Source organism: Sphingobium sufflavum, assembly GCF_021403115.1.
Lineage (GTDB): Bacteria > Pseudomonadota > Alphaproteobacteria > Sphingomonadales > Sphingomonadaceae > Sphingobium > Sphingobium sufflavum.
Map to the genome: position 1 here is coordinate 68,479 of NZ_JAJSSH010000011.1, position 14,681 is coordinate 83,159.

At 67.4% G+C, this 14,681-nt stretch carries 14 protein-coding genes; 3 read left to right on the top strand and 11 right to left on the bottom strand.

Annotation, left to right across the window (positions count from 1 at the left end):
• Window positions 1-41 precede the first annotated feature (41 nt).
• Entirely contained in the window at window positions 42-947 is a 906-nt protein-coding gene (locus LWE61_RS15825; protein ID WP_234151622.1) for a ribokinase, read from the bottom strand.
• 161 nt (window positions 948-1,108) lie between these two features.
• Here LWE61_RS15825 and LWE61_RS15830 point away from each other — a divergent pair, with 161 nt between their 5' ends.
• Together LWE61_RS15830 and LWE61_RS15835 are read left to right on the top strand one after the other, a co-directional pair.
• Window positions 1,109-1,939 (top strand): oxidoreductase, encoded by an 831-nt coding sequence (locus tag LWE61_RS15830; protein ID WP_234151623.1) that lies wholly within the window; start codon window positions 1,109-1,111, stop codon window positions 1,937-1,939.
• Window positions 1,939-2,613, top strand: a complete 675-nt coding sequence (locus tag LWE61_RS15835; protein WP_234151624.1) for a cysteine hydrolase family protein — start codon at window positions 1,939-1,941, stop codon at window positions 2,611-2,613. The genes LWE61_RS15830 and LWE61_RS15835 overlap by 1 nt, the downstream gene beginning before the upstream one ends.
• A gap of 138 nt (window positions 2,614-2,751) precedes the next feature.
• Here the strand turns inward: LWE61_RS15835 and LWE61_RS15840 are convergent, their stop codons facing one another.
• From LWE61_RS15840 to LWE61_RS15860, 5 genes are all read right to left on the bottom strand, one after another.
• Entirely contained in the window at window positions 2,752-3,849 is a 1,098-nt protein-coding gene (locus LWE61_RS15840) for a TauD/TfdA family dioxygenase (RefSeq protein WP_234151625.1), read from the bottom strand.
• 116 nt (window positions 3,850-3,965) lie between these two features.
• Window positions 3,966-4,961, bottom strand: coding sequence for a bile acid:sodium symporter family protein (locus LWE61_RS15845; RefSeq protein WP_234151626.1), 996 nt, complete (start codon window positions 4,959-4,961; stop codon window positions 3,966-3,968).
• A gap of 155 nt (window positions 4,962-5,116) precedes the next feature.
• Window positions 5,117-5,515, bottom strand: a complete 399-nt coding sequence (locus LWE61_RS15850; RefSeq protein ID WP_234151627.1) for a response regulator — start codon at window positions 5,513-5,515, stop codon at window positions 5,117-5,119.
• A complete protein-coding gene (locus LWE61_RS15855; protein WP_234151628.1) occupies window positions 5,515-6,408 on the bottom strand; it encodes an iron-containing redox enzyme family protein in 894 nt (297 codons plus the stop codon). Before LWE61_RS15855 ends, LWE61_RS15850 begins: the two co-directional genes overlap by 1 nt.
• 138 nt (window positions 6,409-6,546) lie before the next feature.
• The gene (locus LWE61_RS15860) at window positions 6,547-6,711 is read right to left on the bottom strand and encodes a hypothetical protein (RefSeq protein WP_234151629.1); all 165 of its coding nucleotides are present in this window, start codon (window positions 6,709-6,711) and stop codon (window positions 6,547-6,549) included.
• A 398-nt stretch (window positions 6,712-7,109) separates the two neighbouring features.
• Here LWE61_RS15860 and LWE61_RS15865 point away from each other — a divergent pair, with 398 nt between their 5' ends.
• Window positions 7,110-7,493: an EthD domain-containing protein gene (locus tag LWE61_RS15865; protein ID WP_234151630.1), complete on the top strand. Its 384-nt coding sequence runs from the start codon at window positions 7,110-7,112 to the stop codon at window positions 7,491-7,493.
• Between the two features lie 56 nt (window positions 7,494-7,549).
• Here LWE61_RS15865 and LWE61_RS15870 read toward each other — a convergent pair whose 3' ends face one another.
• The 5 genes from LWE61_RS15870 to ligK form a co-directional block, all read right to left on the bottom strand.
• Window positions 7,550-8,236: a GntR family transcriptional regulator gene (locus LWE61_RS15870; protein WP_234151631.1), complete on the bottom strand. Its 687-nt coding sequence runs from the start codon at window positions 8,234-8,236 to the stop codon at window positions 7,550-7,552.
• A gap of 173 nt (window positions 8,237-8,409) precedes the next feature.
• Window positions 8,410-11,817, bottom strand: a complete 3,408-nt coding sequence (locus tag LWE61_RS15875) for a glycosyltransferase (RefSeq protein ID WP_234151632.1) — start codon at window positions 11,815-11,817, stop codon at window positions 8,410-8,412.
• 130 nt (window positions 11,818-11,947) lie between these two features.
• The gene (locus LWE61_RS15880; protein ID WP_234151633.1) at window positions 11,948-12,841 is read right to left on the bottom strand and encodes an amidohydrolase family protein; all 894 of its coding nucleotides are present in this window, start codon (window positions 12,839-12,841) and stop codon (window positions 11,948-11,950) included.
• Window positions 12,838-13,917, bottom strand: coding sequence for a 4-oxalomesaconate tautomerase (locus tag LWE61_RS15885; RefSeq protein WP_234151634.1), 1,080 nt, complete (start codon window positions 13,915-13,917; stop codon window positions 12,838-12,840). Before LWE61_RS15885 ends, LWE61_RS15880 begins: the two co-directional genes overlap by 4 nt.
• Window positions 13,910-14,584 (bottom strand): 4-carboxy-4-hydroxy-2-oxoadipate aldolase/oxaloacetate decarboxylase, encoded by a 675-nt coding sequence (gene ligK / locus LWE61_RS15890; RefSeq protein ID WP_234151635.1) that lies wholly within the window; start codon window positions 14,582-14,584, stop codon window positions 13,910-13,912. The genes LWE61_RS15885 and ligK overlap by 8 nt, the downstream gene beginning before the upstream one ends.
• Between the last annotated feature and the right edge of the window lie 97 nt (window positions 14,585-14,681).

Genomic DNA, 14,681 nt, shown 5'->3' on the forward strand with positions numbered 1-14,681 from the left:
CTTATGGAAGCGTGGCGCGGGGTCTTGATTGCGGGCGCATGTTATGTTGCGGCCCCGGCGAAGCCGGGCGCCAGGCTGGCCTCCACATCCGCGCGGTCGGGCATGGCGGGGGCGGCGCCATGGCCGAGGGTGCAGAGCGCAGCGGCGGCGTTGGCGCGGTGCAGAGCAGGCTCGATCGCCATGCCCTCGTCCAGCAGGGCGGCGAGCGCACCGCAGAAGCAATCGCCCGCGCCGATGGTGTCCACCGGCGTCACGGGCATGGCGGGGATATGGAGGTGCCGGTCGGGCCAGACGGCCACCACGCCGCCCGCGCCCAGCGTGACGATGAGCAACTGGCCGGGACGGACGAGGCGCAGGGCGTGGCCGACGACCGCATCGAGGCCGGCGGGAACCTGCGCCACGCCCGCGAAGATTGCGAGTTCGTGCTGGTTGACGATGAGGATGTCGACATGGTCGAGCAGCGCCGTCGCGGCCAGCACCGGCGGCGCGGCGTTGAGGATGCGCCGCGCGTGCGAGCCGGCGAAGAGCGGCGCGAGAGTCGCCACCGGCACCTCCAGCTGAGCGAGGAGGACGCCGCTCGCGAGGGGTTCGACGGCTGGCAGGTCGGCGTTCGCGCCGGGGGCGACGATGATCTGGTTCTCGCCATGGGCATCGACGGCGATGAAGGCGGTGCCGGTCTGCGCGCCGGGCACCGCGACGACCCCGCCGACCTCCACGCCGGAGGCCGCGAGCTGGCCGCGCATCCATGCCCCCGCCTCATCGTCGCCGACAGCGCCGACCATATGGGTGGCCGCGCCCATGCGGGCCGCCGCCACCGCCTGATTACCACCCTTGCCGCCGGGCAATCGCTCCGTGCGCAGGGCGAGGATCGTCTCGCCGGGCGAAGGCAGCCGCTCCACCGACGCGATGATGTCCACATTGATGGAGCCGACCACATGAACCGCCATCGCTCTCTCCTCCCGTCCCGAACCGGCCGCTACCCAGCATCCAACGCGCCGCCCGATCAAGCGGCATCCGCGCCCATGCGCCAGACGGCAAGAATTGCGACCGTCAGCACCAAGAGCCGCAGCCGTCCCGCCACCTAAGCTGCGCGACGAGGGAGAATGACATGACGACATGGCTTATTACCGGCATCGGCGGCGGGTTCGGGCGCGCGATTGCAACGGCGGCGCTGGCGCGGGGCGACACGGTCGTCGGCACGACGCGCGCGGCGGGCGATGCAGGGTTCGAGGCGCTGGCGCCGGGCCGCGCCCATGCGATCAGCGTCGACCTGCGCGACGAGGCGTCCGTCACCGCCGCCGTCGCCAAGGCGGAGGAACTGACCGGCGGGATCGACCGGTTGGTCAATAATGCGGGCTATGGTCTGGTCGGCGCGATCGAGGAGGTGACGCTGGACGAGGTGAAAGCCCTGTTCGAGATCAACCTGTTCGGCGGGATACGGATGATACAGGCGGCCCTGCCCTTCCTGCGCGCGCGCGGTGCGGGGCATATCGTCAACATCACCTCCGTCAGCGGCCTTGCCCCATGGTCGGGCACGGCGATCTATGGCGCGAGCAAATATGCCATGGAGTGCATCGGCCAGACATTGGCGCAGGAGGTCGCGCCGTTCGGCGTCCGGGTCACCAATGTCGCGCCCGGCGGCTTTCGCACCGGTTTTGCCGAGACGGGGCTGAACATCGCGGCCCGTGAGATCGCGGCCTATGACGGCGGTGCGCATTTCGCGCGGCAGAGCCTGACCGACGGGGCGGGCAAGGAAAAGGGCGACCCCGCGCTGGCCGCCGCCGCGATCCTGACCGTGCTGGACGCGCCGGAGCCGCCGCTGCACTTCCTGCTGGGCGCGGATGCGCTCCATTATGCGCGGGACCAGATGGCATTGCTGGAATCCCAGATTGCGACGTGGGAGGAGCTGTCCCTCTCCACCGCCTATGAACCCGCCTGATGCATAACGTCATGCTGCCCCGCTGGGCCATCGAGCGGGGCAGCGGGGCGAACAGCTTTGGCGCGATAGATCCGGCGACGACGGCGCTGGTGGTGATCGACATGCAGTCCGCCTTTGTCGCGGAGGGTGAGGTGTTCGGCAATGGCCACGCCCGCGACATTGTAGAGCCGATCAACCGGCTGGCGGCGGCGATGCGGGATGCGGGTGCGACGGTGATCTGGACGCGCCAGACGGTGAGCGACACGCCGCCGCTGGCCATGCCGCCCTGGCAATATGACCTGTCCATCCCGCTCGTCCGGCGGGCGGTGGAAACGATGCGGCCGGGCACGTCCACCCATGGGCTGTATCCCGCGATGGCCGTGGACCCCGGCGACCTGCTGATCGACAAATATCGTTATGGGGCGTTCGTCTGCCCGGCGGGAGAACTGCGTGCGGCGCTGGAGGCGCGGGGCGTGGAGATGCTGGTGATGGCGGGGACGCTGACCAATGTGTGCGTGGAGTCCACCGCGCGGGACGGCAATATGCTGGGTTACAAGGTGATCGTGCTGTCCGACGCCACCGCCACGGTAACGGACGAGGAACAGGCGGCGGCCCTGCTGAACCTGCGGCTGCACTTTGCCGATGTGCGCGATGTGGCGGAGGTGGTGGGGATGCTGGCCTCTCGTCCGGGGTGAAGCGGTTTGAGGTGTGGCCCTTCGACAGGTTCACAGTGAACGGTTTTGAGCGCGGGCGATGCCGGCCTCCACCGGGGGCGGAAAGAGGGCAGGTTTCTCGCCCGCCCCCTTGCCTTCGCCCCCTTGCCTTCTTCCGCCCTAGGCCAGCAGCCTCGGCACCGCGCAGGCGCTCACGCTGAAGCGGGCGTCGGGATGCTCCGCCTTGCCATCGCGCGGCGCGATGCGGTGCTGGACCACGCCATTCTTGCCGAAGCCCGGCACCACGGGACGCCCGGAATCCCGGCTGAGCCAGAGGCGGAGCAGGTGGCGGCGGCGCTGCGGTTCCGGATAGTCGTGGAACAGGGTGCGGGAATGGAGCGCGGCATAGTTAGACAGCCACTGGATATCACCGGGCCGGAAATCCATCTCGATCGCCATGCCGGGTTCGTAGGTGATCTGGTCGAACAGCTCCAGCACCTCGATCTGCTGCGGCGTGAGTTGCGGCACGCCGGGATAGGCCTGCGCCGTCAATATATAGAGCGACCCGGCATACATGGAGAAGACGCCGTCGATCAGGCTGACGATGGGCGAGCTGTAGGTGAAGGCGGGCGAATTATGGTCCTGCCGCCGCCAGTCCCAGTGGAAGGGTTCCAGCAGCAGCGGCGCGAGGTCGGGGCGGCGGCGCAATATCTCATTATAGATTTCCGCGCCGGAGACGAGGCAGGACGCGCCGCCGGAGCGGGCGGGGCGCAGGCACATCAGGGCCACGATGTCGGAACTGTCGCTGTGATACACCAGCTTGTCCCGCACCTTGGAGGACAGGGCGGTGGGATCGTCCATCATCTTGTCCGACGTCGCATAGACATGGTCGATGACGTCGCCCATCTCATTCTGGCGGATGGGGTCGCCCATGTGCAGGCCGAGGATATAGTAGATCGCCGCCGACAGCGCGTCGGAATAGAGATGGGTGCGCAGGCCGCGCGCCAGCACGAAGCCCCGGCCATAGTCCACGTCCTGCCCCCAGGCGGCGATGGCGTCGGCGCAGGCGAGCAGAGGATAGTCGGACGCCTGCACGGTGCGAAGGTCCGGGTCATCCTCCACGAAGCGGCGGCCCAGCGCCTCCAGCTCCGCGACCTGCTCCTCCGACAAGCGGTATATCCACTCGTCGGACTGGACGAGCCGGTCGCCCCGCCACGCCGCCTGCGTCGTGACGGGCGGCAAGGCCTCTATAGCGGATGCGCGGGGAAGACCTGCCATGTCGGGTTCCTTCATCTGGGCGTGTGTCATGGCGACAGGCTAGGCCAGGCATCGCGCGATGACTTGTCGTCCAGTGCCGAAACAGTTTCCCAGTCGCGAACGCGCGCGCCCTGCAATCAGGTGGCGGAGGCCGGTTCGGCGCCCTCCTCCCGCTCCGCCGCGGCGGCGTAGCGGCGGGCAAGGACCGCGCAGACCATCAACTGAATCTGGTGGAAGAACATCAGCGGCAGGATGATCGCGCCGACCTGCGCCGCGGGGAACAGCACACCGGCCATGGGCACGCCGGAGGCCAAGCTCTTCTTCGAACCGCAGAATTGCAGGACGATGCTGTCCGCCCGGTTGAAGCCCATGAGGCGCGCGGTCGCATGGCTGGCGAAGAGGACGATGGTGAGCAACAGGCCGGACAGCAGGCCGATCAGGAGGAGGTCGGTAAGCGACACCCGCTGCCACAGCCCCCCCACCACCGCCGCGCCAAAGGCGGTGTAGACGACCAGCAGGATGGAGCCGCGATCCACGACGGTCAGCATGCGCTTCTGGCGCGCCACCCATGCCCCAATCCACGGGCGCAGCAGATGCCCGGTGAGGAAGGGGAGCAGCAGTTGCGCGGCGATCGTCACCACCGAATCCGTCGAGAAACCGCCGGTCTTGCCGGTTATCAGCAAGGCGGTGAGCGCGGGGCTGATGACGATGCCCGCCAGATTGGAGAAGGATGCGCTGCACACCGCCGCCGCCACATTCCCCTGCGCCACGGCGGTGAAGGCGATGGACGACTGCACGGTGGAGGGCAGCAGGGTGAGGAACAGCATGCCGGTGCCCAGAGCCGGGTCCAGCCCCGGAATGGCGCGGATCGCGAGGCCCAGCAGGGGAAAGAGCAGGAAGGTGATGCAGGCGACCGCGAGATGAAGGCGCCAGTGCCGCGCCCCGTCGATCACCGCCTGACGCGACAGGCGCGCGCCGTGGAGGAAGAAGAGCAGGACGATGGCTGCGTCGGCGATCCACCCCACGACCGTCGCCGCCATGCCGCGCGCGGGCAGGATCGAGGCGAGCACGACCATGCCCACGATCATCAGCACATAGGGGTCGATGTTGAAGCGCGCGAGCAGGCGGCCCATGAGATTTCCTTCGTTGCGGCTCCCCTGTCAGGGGACTTGCGCAGCAACAGCGCCTTTGCGGCCCGAAGGCAAGGCCCCACATCGCCTGCCCGGCAAACATGCGCAGGGTGTCAACAAAGCGGGCGTCGATAAGACGGCGATGTTTACTGCGGCTGCTACTGCGGGGTCGTGATCGCGCGCAGTGCGGGAAGGAGGCGTCGATAGGCCTGATCCTTCGGCACGAAGGGATGGTCGCCCGCGCGCGCCGCCATGCTGCCCTGCGGCGGCAGGCCGGAGCACAGCACATAGGGAATGTCGTACAGGTCCAGATCGTCCGCCAGCAGGCCGACGGTCTGGCGGTCGAGTTTCACGTCCAGCACGGCGCAATCGGGAAAATGGTCGGCCAGCGCCGCCACCCCGTCCGACAGGGTGCGGTGGGGACCGTCCACCTCATAATCCGCATCCTCCAGCATTTCGGCAAGGACCGCGCCGACGAGCGGATCATCCTCCACCAGCAGCACCCGCTTGTGCGGATGGGCGTCCGTCGGCGGTTGTGCGGTTGTCGGTATCGTCATCACGCCACGCCCAGATGGGCGCGATAGCGGGCAAAACAGCGTTCGCCACACCGCAGGCGGATCAGCGCACCCTCCGCCATGGCGGTCGCGCGGGCGGGGTCTTCGGTGACGAGGGGCAGGATCGCCTCCGCATTCCAGTCCTGGCTATGCTTGACGTCGAGGACGGCATGCAGGTCGAAATAGCGCCGTTGCGACCCGGACAGGCCGATGCGGCGCAGGCCCGCCGCAGTGGCCGCCGATCGGCCGGGCGCCGTAAGTTCGATGACGCCCAGAGCGCCCACGCTATGCCAGGCATAACGGCGCGCGGTCGCCATCGCGGTCATCGCATTGGCAAGCGCGAGACTTTCCCAGACGGTGGTTTCGATGCGGGAGGCGAGGTCGAGAATATCCACCAGTTGCCCCAACATCGGGCCATGCATCCCCTTGATATTGCCGCGCCCCATCTCGTCCCAATAGTTGCGGGCCAGTTCCAGCTTGGCACGGTCGGGCATCTTGACCTGCGTATAGGCGACAAGATCGTCGAAGCCCGCCTCCCCCGCGGCCTCTTGTCGCAGGAACCAGCGGATGTCGTCGCGGGCTGCATGATCGCGCAGCCATGGGAAAAGCGGATCGCCCTGCCCCGGCCCGGTCTGCTTCAACCCTTCGAACCAGTCGATGAAGCCATGCGGATCGGTGGGAGCGGCGGCGGCTTCTTCCACGACGTCGGCACGCAATTCCTCGATGAAGCGTCCTTCGAGGCGGAGCATCCGATGGTCCCGGTCGAGCGTGTCGAGCCAGCCCTCATCGGGCAGCGCGGGCGCAAGGCGGGTACGGTTCCAATGGCTGAGCGCCTGCTGGAACGACGGTTGGAGAAACTGGGAAACGGGAGCGACGTGAACGGGGTTGGAAGCCATGGATGGAGTCCCTGCATGATCTTCCCTAACAAGCCCCGGCGGTGCCAACCGTTCCCGACAAACTGGCTGATCGAGATCAGTCCGGTGCGGGTGGCGCAGGGCCTTCCACGCCCGTCCCGCCCCTGTTCAGCGCGGTTTTCAGGTGGTGAACATGCCCGTTCCCACGATGGCGATGAAGGCGATGATGACGAGTATCAGGCTGATACCCAACACATAGCGGGTGACATGGGTCGATGCGCCGCTGCGCGCCTCCTCACGCGAGACATGGGTGACGACTTCACCATCTTCGATTTCCTTGTGCATATCATGCTCCTTCTGCGGTTCAGAACGGGGCGGTCACACCACAAGTTCCCGGAGGGGCGGCCGGGGCGGCAGGCTGGTGGAGAACATCCCATGTTTCTACTGCATAAGCCTGATCGAAATTGGTATTAGACAGCATAGCATGTGGCTCCCACTCTTGCGCGACGAGTGAGGGAGGAGATTTGAAAGGCGGTCAGGGACCATGCCCGCGCGGCATCCTGTGATGGGGTGGTATGCGTGTGGCGGCATCCATCCGGCGGGACGTACAGTCCCCGCCTATCCCCGGATTCCCCTGCCCCTTCCCCCTTCCCCGCGCGATCCGCCCCGTCGGCATCCCCGTCCAACGACCTTGGAATAGCAACATGCTCAAACAAATATGTTTTTTCCGCAAGAATCCCAATATGACCATGGACGAGTTCATGGACTATTATGAGAACCAGCATAGTCAGCTGTCCAAGAAGATGGGTCGTTCGCCGTCCATCCCCAACGCGGTGCGCTATGTCCGCCGCTACCTGACGCCGGAGCGTAACCCGGTGACGGGCGAGGTGATCGACCCCGGTTTCGACTGCATCATGGAAATCTGGTGGAACAGCCGCGAGGATTTCGAAAATTCGCAGAAGGTGATCGGCGACCCCGCCCGCCTGCCCGCGATCAAGGAAGACGAGGCCCGGCTGTTCGCCTCCCACAGCAATCCGGTGTGCACCGTGGTCGAATATGACTCGCCCATGGGTCCGAATGGCGAGGCCACGCGGGTCGAAATCGCCCATGGGGACCATGTGGCGTAAAGGAACGGGGGTGGGGTCGCGGTCTGCGACCCCGTTTCGTCAGAAGGCGCTGGCTGTCAAAAGGCGCTGGTGCGGATGACGGGTTCGGCCCCGATCAGATAGCCATAGTTGGCGAGGCCGACACGGGTGCGGCGGATGTGCAGGACAAGCGCCGCCTGCGCCATCTCGACCTCCCGCCGTTCAATGGCGCTGAAGATCATCTGATGCTCCGCCCGCATCACCTTGCCACCGTTGGTCAGCGCCAGCTTGGCATAGGCGCGGCGATAGCTTTGCGTGGTGTCCCAGAGGCGTTCGACGATCTGGGCAAGCTGGGGCACTTCATGCCCGCGATAGGCGATCCAGTGGAATTGCCGGTCCAGCGGCAGGAACGCCTCCACATCGTCCACCTCGACCAGTTGGGTGAGGACGTCGCGCATCTCCTCTATGTCCATGTCGGTGAGGTTGGGGATGCTCTCCGCCAGCAGCATCGGCTCCAGTTGCTCGCGGATGCGGTAGGACATTTCCATGTCGCGCACCGTGACCGCGCTGACCCGCGCGCCCAGGTTGGGCTTGAAGGAGATAAGGCCGCGCGTCGCCAATATGCGCAGCCCGTCGCGCACGGGGATGCGGCTGATGTTCAGCTCGGTGGCCAGCTCGTCCTGCTTGATACGGGTTCCGGGCTTTAACTGGCCCGCCAATATGCGTTCCGCCACGATGTCGGCGACACGCTCGCTGGCGACGCCCGATTGTTCGTTCTGCTTCATTGATGCCCCATGGTTGCCCCGTATCTAGCAAAGATGCGGGGCAAGTCCAACCGCACGCAGCGGGAGCGGGCGCGAAATGGCCGTGCCGGCTTTCTGGACCGCGCTCCCATGATGAGCATGAGCAAAAGAGGCAGGCCCCCGGATCAAGTCCGGGGCGACGATGCCACCCGCCGCTATGCCGCCAGCGGCTTGGCGACGACGGCGGCCTCGCTCCAGTCGATGGCGTCGTGCGCCTCCGCGCCGGACGCGTCGCTCTCCACCATCACATGGCCGCTGCGCTCCAGCTTGCCCCAGCCGACGCGCGGGCCGCTGAGCGCCGAGAAGATTGCGCGGATCACCACGGCGTATAGCAACTGGCGGTAGCCGAACCGCTGCATCAACAGGCGCAGAGCGGGGAAATTCTTCTCCCGCCCGTCGAGGCGATAGGCGATCCAGCCGCAGGCGAGGTCGATGACCGTGAAGGCCAGCCAGAAGCCGAGCATGGTGGCAAGGCTGCCCTGCATGATCGCAAAGCCATGGTTGACCGTCCGCAGCACCATGTCCGCGATGCTGGCGACCAGGGCGAGGTCGATGAGGGGCGAGATGAGGCTGAACAGGATCTGGAACAGCCATGCCTGCGGCATGCCGACACGCGCCAGACCGCGCGGCTGGCCGGTCCAGAGGGCGGCGCGATGCTTCCACAGGCATTGCAGCGTGCCGAACGCCCAGCGATAGCGTTGCTTGAACAGGGCGCGGAACGTCTCCGGTGCTTCGGTCCAGGCGATGGCGTCGATGTCGCAGGCGACCTTCCACCCCGCGCGCTGGATGGCGATGGTCAAATCCTGATCCTCCGCCAGCGTATCGGCGGGATAGCCGCCCACCGCGTCCAGCGCGGCGCGGCGCCAGGCGCCGACCGCGCCCGGAACCACGGTGATCGCGTCGAGCGCCGACAGGGCGCGGCGTTCCAGTCCCTGCGCGGTGATATATTCGACGGCCTGCCAGCGGGTGACGAGATTGACGCGGTTGCCGATCTTGGCATTGCCCGCGACCGCACCGATGCGCGGGTCTGCGAACCAGCGGTTCAGTTTCGCGATGGTGTCCGGTTCGAACTGCGTATCGGCGTCGAGCGCGATGACGATGTCGCCCCGCGCGATGCGCAGGCCCCGGTTGAGCGCCCGCGCCTTGCCCCCATTCTCGACCGTCAGCAACGTCACGCGCGGGTCGATCGCGAAGGCGCGGGACACGATGGCGGAGGTCGCGTCCGACGATCCGTCGTCGATCACGATCACCTCGATACGCGGTCCCGTGCTGGCGAGGATGTGGCGGACCGATGCCTCGATCACCCGTTCCTCGTTGAAGGCGGGGATGAGGACGGAGACGAAGTTCGGCACCAGATGCGCCGGCGGCGTGGGCGCGCGGGCGGTGCGCGCGTTGCGGCAGGCGAGGATGGTGAGGAGGACCGAACGGGCAATGCCGATCAGGATCGCCGCGACGAAGAGCAGGCCGAGGACGCGCCAGCCGCCCGACAGGGTGAGGAACAAGGTGCCCGCCCCCTCCGCCGCGACCTGCTGCGTCCCGGCCAGCGGCGGCATGACCGCATCCCGGCTCAGCCCCGCCAGCCGCGAGACGGTGACGAATTCATAGCCCCTGCCCCGCAATTCGCGGATGATGGCCGGGAGCGCGGCGATGGTCGCGCTGCGGTCGCCGCCGGAATCGTGGAGCAGCACGATCTGGGTAGAACGGTCGCTGGTGCCGGACTCCACCTGCGCCACGGTTTTCGCGACGATGGAGCGGGCGTCGGTGGCGGACCAGTCGAGCGGATCGACGTTGAGGCCGACGGAGAGATAGCCCATCTCCGCCGCGACCCGCGCGGCGCGCAGTTCCTGCGGCGTGTTGGGATCGGCGTCGCCTAGATAGGGCGCGCGGAACAGGCGCATAGACCGGCCGGTATAGCTTTCCACCAGCCGCTGCGTCGTGTTCAGCTCCAGCCGGATCGCCGCTTCGGGCAGGCGGTCGAGGTCGGGATGGGTGGTGGAGTGGTTGCCCAGTTCCGACCCCTCGTCCAGGATACGGCGCAGCAGGTCGGCCTCGCCCAGCGCGCTGGCGCCGGTGACGAAGAAGGTGGCGGGCGCGCCCTGCGCCTTGAGGATGTCGAGTATCCGGGGCGTCCATTTGGGGTCGGGACCATCGTCGAAGGTCAGGGCGACCATGCGGCGATTATTGCCCGCGCGCTGGACGAGGTTGGTGGTGGGCAACGCGGTGTAGCTGGCGGAGCGGATCAGATGATCCGGGCCGGGCACGGCGTCGCGCAGGCCCGGCTGTGCCGCGCTGGCGAGGCGCAGCACCTCCCCCTTGCCCAGAAGCTGGACATTGTCCTGCGTGGGCAGGGTGGCGAATTGCGGGGCCGACCCCTGCGGCGCGGAGAGCGCAGCCCAGAAGCCGGGATCTTCGCTGCCCAGTCGCCACAGGGCGATCCCACCCGCGCCAAGCTGGCGGGCGACCTGCAACTGGTTCCAGCTGCTGATCGCATCCAGCATCCAGACATGATGGCGCACGCCGCCCTGCTCATAGGAGAAATGGCTGTTGCCGCTGGCCTTGTCGAAGACCGGGGCCGAACCGGCGGCGGACGCCTTTGCCCATGCCTGCGCCACGGTCAGCGGTTCCGCCTGCCCCGCGCCCCAGTCATAGGCATAGTTGCCCAGCGCCACGATCGCCTTGTCCGGCCCCACGGCGCGCACGGCGTCGGACAGGGTGCGGGCGAACCATGGCTGGGACGCGATGGCCCCAGCCTCTCCGCCCGGCCAATGCTCGTCATAGGCCATCAGGAAGATGCGGTCGGTCACCGCCGCATAGGCCGCCAGATCCCATGCCGGGTCGCTGACCGGCGCGGCGATGGTGACGAGGAGACCGCGGCTGGCGAAGCGCGTGCGCGCCTCCCGCAGGAAATCCAGATAGGCCGGATGGGCGGCCTCCGGCAGATTTTCCATGTCGAGCACGATACCGGCGGCCCGTTCGGCCAGCGCGGTACGCTCGACCTTGCCGAGGAACTGGCGGCGGGCGGCGGGGTCCGCGAAGAGACGCGCGCTGTTGCGGCCGTCCCAGCGCCCCTGCACATCGACATTCTGGATCATCAGGAGGAGGCGGGCATCGCCCTCCCCCTTGTCGAGAACCTGGCGCAGATGCGCGTCCGGCTCATAGCTCCAGCGATGATCGCGCCCCTCGACACGGGCCAGACCGGCGGCGACCCAGTCCAGTTCCGCGGCATGCGCCTCCAGCGAGCGGCGTCCGGCCTCGTCCCATGGCATGTAGAAACCGACGCTCTCCGCCCTGTGGATTGTCGGGCCAGTCGCGGTCATGGCTATGGCGGCGGGAAGCCATGCGGCGTCACCGGGCGCTGCGGTTCCGGCTGACAGGGCCACGGGCGTCAGCTTCTCGGCCGGTTCGAACCCCTTCAGCGCGGGGGCGACATGATGCTCCATGACGAAGATCGCCGTGAGAAGGACGGCGCAGGCCGCGGCGACCAGCAGGCCGACGGTCCATAGTGTGATACGCACCCGGCTGGCGCGACGGCCGCTCGGATCATGAAAGATCTGGGAATCCACGCGTCCGCCATTCTGCTTTGTTCGTTAAGGCGCGCAATAGGCGAATAATGGATAACGAAGCCCTAACCATAAGCGGAAATGCGCGGATTTTTGCGAAAGAAGCGGTCCAGCGGGACGGAAATCGTCGGGGTTAGCGGGCCTCCTCCGGCCAATAGAGGCGCATCGGATTGTCGATCAGCAATTTGCGCTGCAATTGCGCAGTCGGAGCGATGCGCGGGATCATGTCGACCAGCGCGCCATCGTCGGGGATCGCATCCTGCATATTGGGATGCGGCCAGTCGGTGCCCCACAGCACCCGGTCCGCATAGTCGACGACCAGCGGCGCGACGGTGCGGGCGAAATCATCCCATGGTGAACCCGCCGGATCGAGCCGGTCTGGGCATGTCACCTTCGTCCAGATGTCCGGGCGGCTGTCGAGCAGGGCGCGGAAGGCGCGCATGTCGATACCGTCCGGCCCCTGCGCCACGTCCGGCCGCCCCATATGGTCGATGACCAGCAGCGTGGGGATGGCGTCGAGGAAGGGGCGCAGTTCCGCCAATATACCCGCCTCGAAATAGACGACGACATGCCAGCCCAGCGCCTTGATCCGATGGGCGATTTCGATGAACTTATCCTTGGGCGCGTCATCGACGAGGCGCTTGAGGAAATTGAAGCGCACGCCGCGGATGCCGCCCGCGTGGAGCGTTTCAAGTTCTATGTCGGTGATCGCGGGATCGACCACCGCGACGCCGCGCGCGCGGCCAGCGGAGCGGGCGATAGCGTGGAGCGTCGCGCTGTTGTCCGTGCCATGGCAACTGGCCTGCACGATGACATTGCGGGACAGGCCAAGCCGGTCGCGCAGGGCGAACAGCCGGTCCGGCCCGGCGTCCTGCGGCAGATATTTGGCCTTTGCGCTGAACGGGAACTGCGCCATCGGGCCGAAGACATGGCAATGGGCGTCCACCGCCCCGGCGGGCGGCACGAAGCGCGGCACGGACGGGTCGGCGTGCCAGCTGACGATACGGTCGGTGGTGTCGGCGGTCATGCGAAAATCTCTCCATCCATCAGCTTGCGCGCGGTGCGCAGCATGGCCGCGCTGGTGACATTGCCCGCCGCATCCAGTTCGATGATACAGCTCGTCTCGCCGGTGGAATGCTCGACCGAGAGGGTCTTGCGCGTGCCATCCGGCACCGTGGCGACATCGGCGGCGGGCGATCCCGCGATCAGGCAGGCGGTGGCGACGCTGACCGCGCCCAGCACGCCGATGGAGGCATGGGCGCGGTGCGGGATGAAGCTGCGCACGGTGATGGCGCCGCCGTTGCGGGGTGGCGCGACCAGCATCATCTTGGGCACCGACTTGTCGCACACGTCGCCGAGGTTCATGCGCGCGCCGACGGCCAGCCGGATCGCCTCGATCCGGGCCTTGAGCGCGGTGTCGTTGTCCAGCGTCTCGCGATCCTCATAGCCGGTGATGCCGACGTCCGCCGCCCGCATCACCACGCAGGGCATGCCATTGTCGATCAGGGTGACGGCGACGCCCTCCACCACGTCCACCGCATGGCCGGTGGGGAGCAGCGCGCCGCAGGAGGAACCGGCGGTGTCTCGAAACTCCAGCGGAATGGGCGCGGCGGTGCCGGGCACGCCGTCGATGCGCGCGTCCCCGTCATAGCGCACGATACCGCCGGGGGTGTGGACGGTGGCGACGGCGATCTGGCCGGTGTTCTCCATGAAGATGGTGACGCGAGTTTCGCCATCCGTGGCGGCGACCAGTCCCCGCTCAATGGCGAAGGGGCCGACCCCCGCGAGGATATTGCCGCAATTCTGGGCGTCGCTCACCAGCGACTGATCGACGAAGACCTGAAGGAAGAGATAGTCGATGTCGATCCCCTCCCGCACCGACTTTGCGACCACGGCGACCTTGCTGGTCAGCGGGTCCGCGCCGCCCATGCCGTCGATCTGGCGGGGGTCGGGCGACCCCATGGCGCGCAGCAAGAAGGCATCGCGCGCGGCAGGATCGGCGGGCAGGTCGGCGGCGAGGAAATAGCCGCCCTTCGACGTGCCGCCGCGCATCCACATCACGCGGGCGCAGGGGGTGGAGGGCAGCGGGCGGGCCTCAGACATATTTCAGGCCCATCTCCGCAAGGCGGGGCCGCATGTCATAGATGTCGAGGCCGAGGTCGCCCGCGGCGAGACGGCGGCGCTTGGCCTCCTCATTCGCCTCGCGCGCCTGCGCTATGGCGAGGACCGCTTCGGCATCGGCGCGGGGGACGACGCAGACGCCGTCATCGTCCGCGATCACCACGTCGCCCGGATGGACGAGGGCGCCGGCGCAGACGATGGGCACATTGACCGAACCCAGCGTGTTCTTGACCGTGCCCTGCGCGTGGACAGCCTTCGACCAGACGGGAAAGTCCATTTCCTTCAGGTCGCGGATGTCGCGCACGCCCGCGTCGATGATGAGGCCCCGGCAACCGCGCGCCTGCGCGGAGGTGGCCAGGAGGTCGCCGAAATAACCGTCGGTGCAGGGGCTGGTGGGCGCGAGGATCAGCACGTCGCCCGCCTGCAATTGTTCGATGGCGACGTGGATCATCCAGTTGTCGCCCGGCGCGGCGGAGATGGTGACGGCATTGCCCGCGATGCGCGCGCCGGGATAGATGGGGCGCATATGAGGGGCGAGCAGGCCGGTGCGCCCCTGCGCCTCATGCACTGTCGCCACGCCGCAATGGGCGAGGCCGTCGACGATGGCGAGCGGGGCGCGCTCGATAGTCTGAACCACGATGTTCGCCATGCGCCGATCCTTCTCATGCCGCTGCGTTACAAGATTACCAACCGAACGGGGATGCGCGTTCGACCCGTGGCGGGGCAAATCCGAACTATGCCATGCC

Bases quoted from the DNA above. Each gene is read 5' to 3' on its own strand.
- LWE61_RS15870 (WP_234151631.1), bottom strand. From the start codon at position 8,236: ATGAAGCAGAACGAACAATCGGGCGTCGCCAGCGAGCGTGTCGCCGAC.
- LWE61_RS15825 (WP_234151622.1), bottom strand. From the start codon at position 947: ATGGCGGTTCATGTGGTCGGCTCCATCAATGTGGACATCATCGCGTCG.
- LWE61_RS15885 (WP_234151634.1), bottom strand. From the start codon at position 13,917: ATGTCTGAGGCCCGCCCGCTGCCCTCCACCCCCTGCGCCCGCGTGATG.
- LWE61_RS15835 (WP_234151624.1), top strand. From the start codon at position 1,939: ATGCATAACGTCATGCTGCCCCGCTGGGCCATCGAGCGGGGCAGCGGG.
- LWE61_RS15855 (WP_234151628.1), bottom strand. From the start codon at position 6,408: ATGGCTTCCAACCCCGTTCACGTCGCTCCCGTTTCCCAGTTTCTCCAA.
- LWE61_RS15830 (WP_234151623.1), top strand. From the start codon at position 1,109: ATGACGACATGGCTTATTACCGGCATCGGCGGCGGGTTCGGGCGCGCG.
- LWE61_RS15845 (WP_234151626.1), bottom strand. From the start codon at position 4,961: ATGGGCCGCCTGCTCGCGCGCTTCAACATCGACCCCTATGTGCTGATG.
- ligK (WP_234151635.1), bottom strand. From the start codon at position 14,584: ATGGCGAACATCGTGGTTCAGACTATCGAGCGCGCCCCGCTCGCCATC.
- LWE61_RS15880 (WP_234151633.1), bottom strand. From the start codon at position 12,841: ATGACCGCCGACACCACCGACCGTATCGTCAGCTGGCACGCCGACCCG.
- LWE61_RS15865 (WP_234151630.1), top strand. From the start codon at position 7,110: ATGACCATGGACGAGTTCATGGACTATTATGAGAACCAGCATAGTCAG.
- LWE61_RS15840 (WP_234151625.1), bottom strand. From the start codon at position 3,849: ATGGCAGGTCTTCCCCGCGCATCCGCTATAGAGGCCTTGCCGCCCGTC.
- LWE61_RS15850 (WP_234151627.1), bottom strand. From the start codon at position 5,515: ATGACGATACCGACAACCGCACAACCGCCGACGGACGCCCATCCGCAC.
- LWE61_RS15860 (WP_234151629.1), bottom strand. From the start codon at position 6,711: ATGCACAAGGAAATCGAAGATGGTGAAGTCGTCACCCATGTCTCGCGT.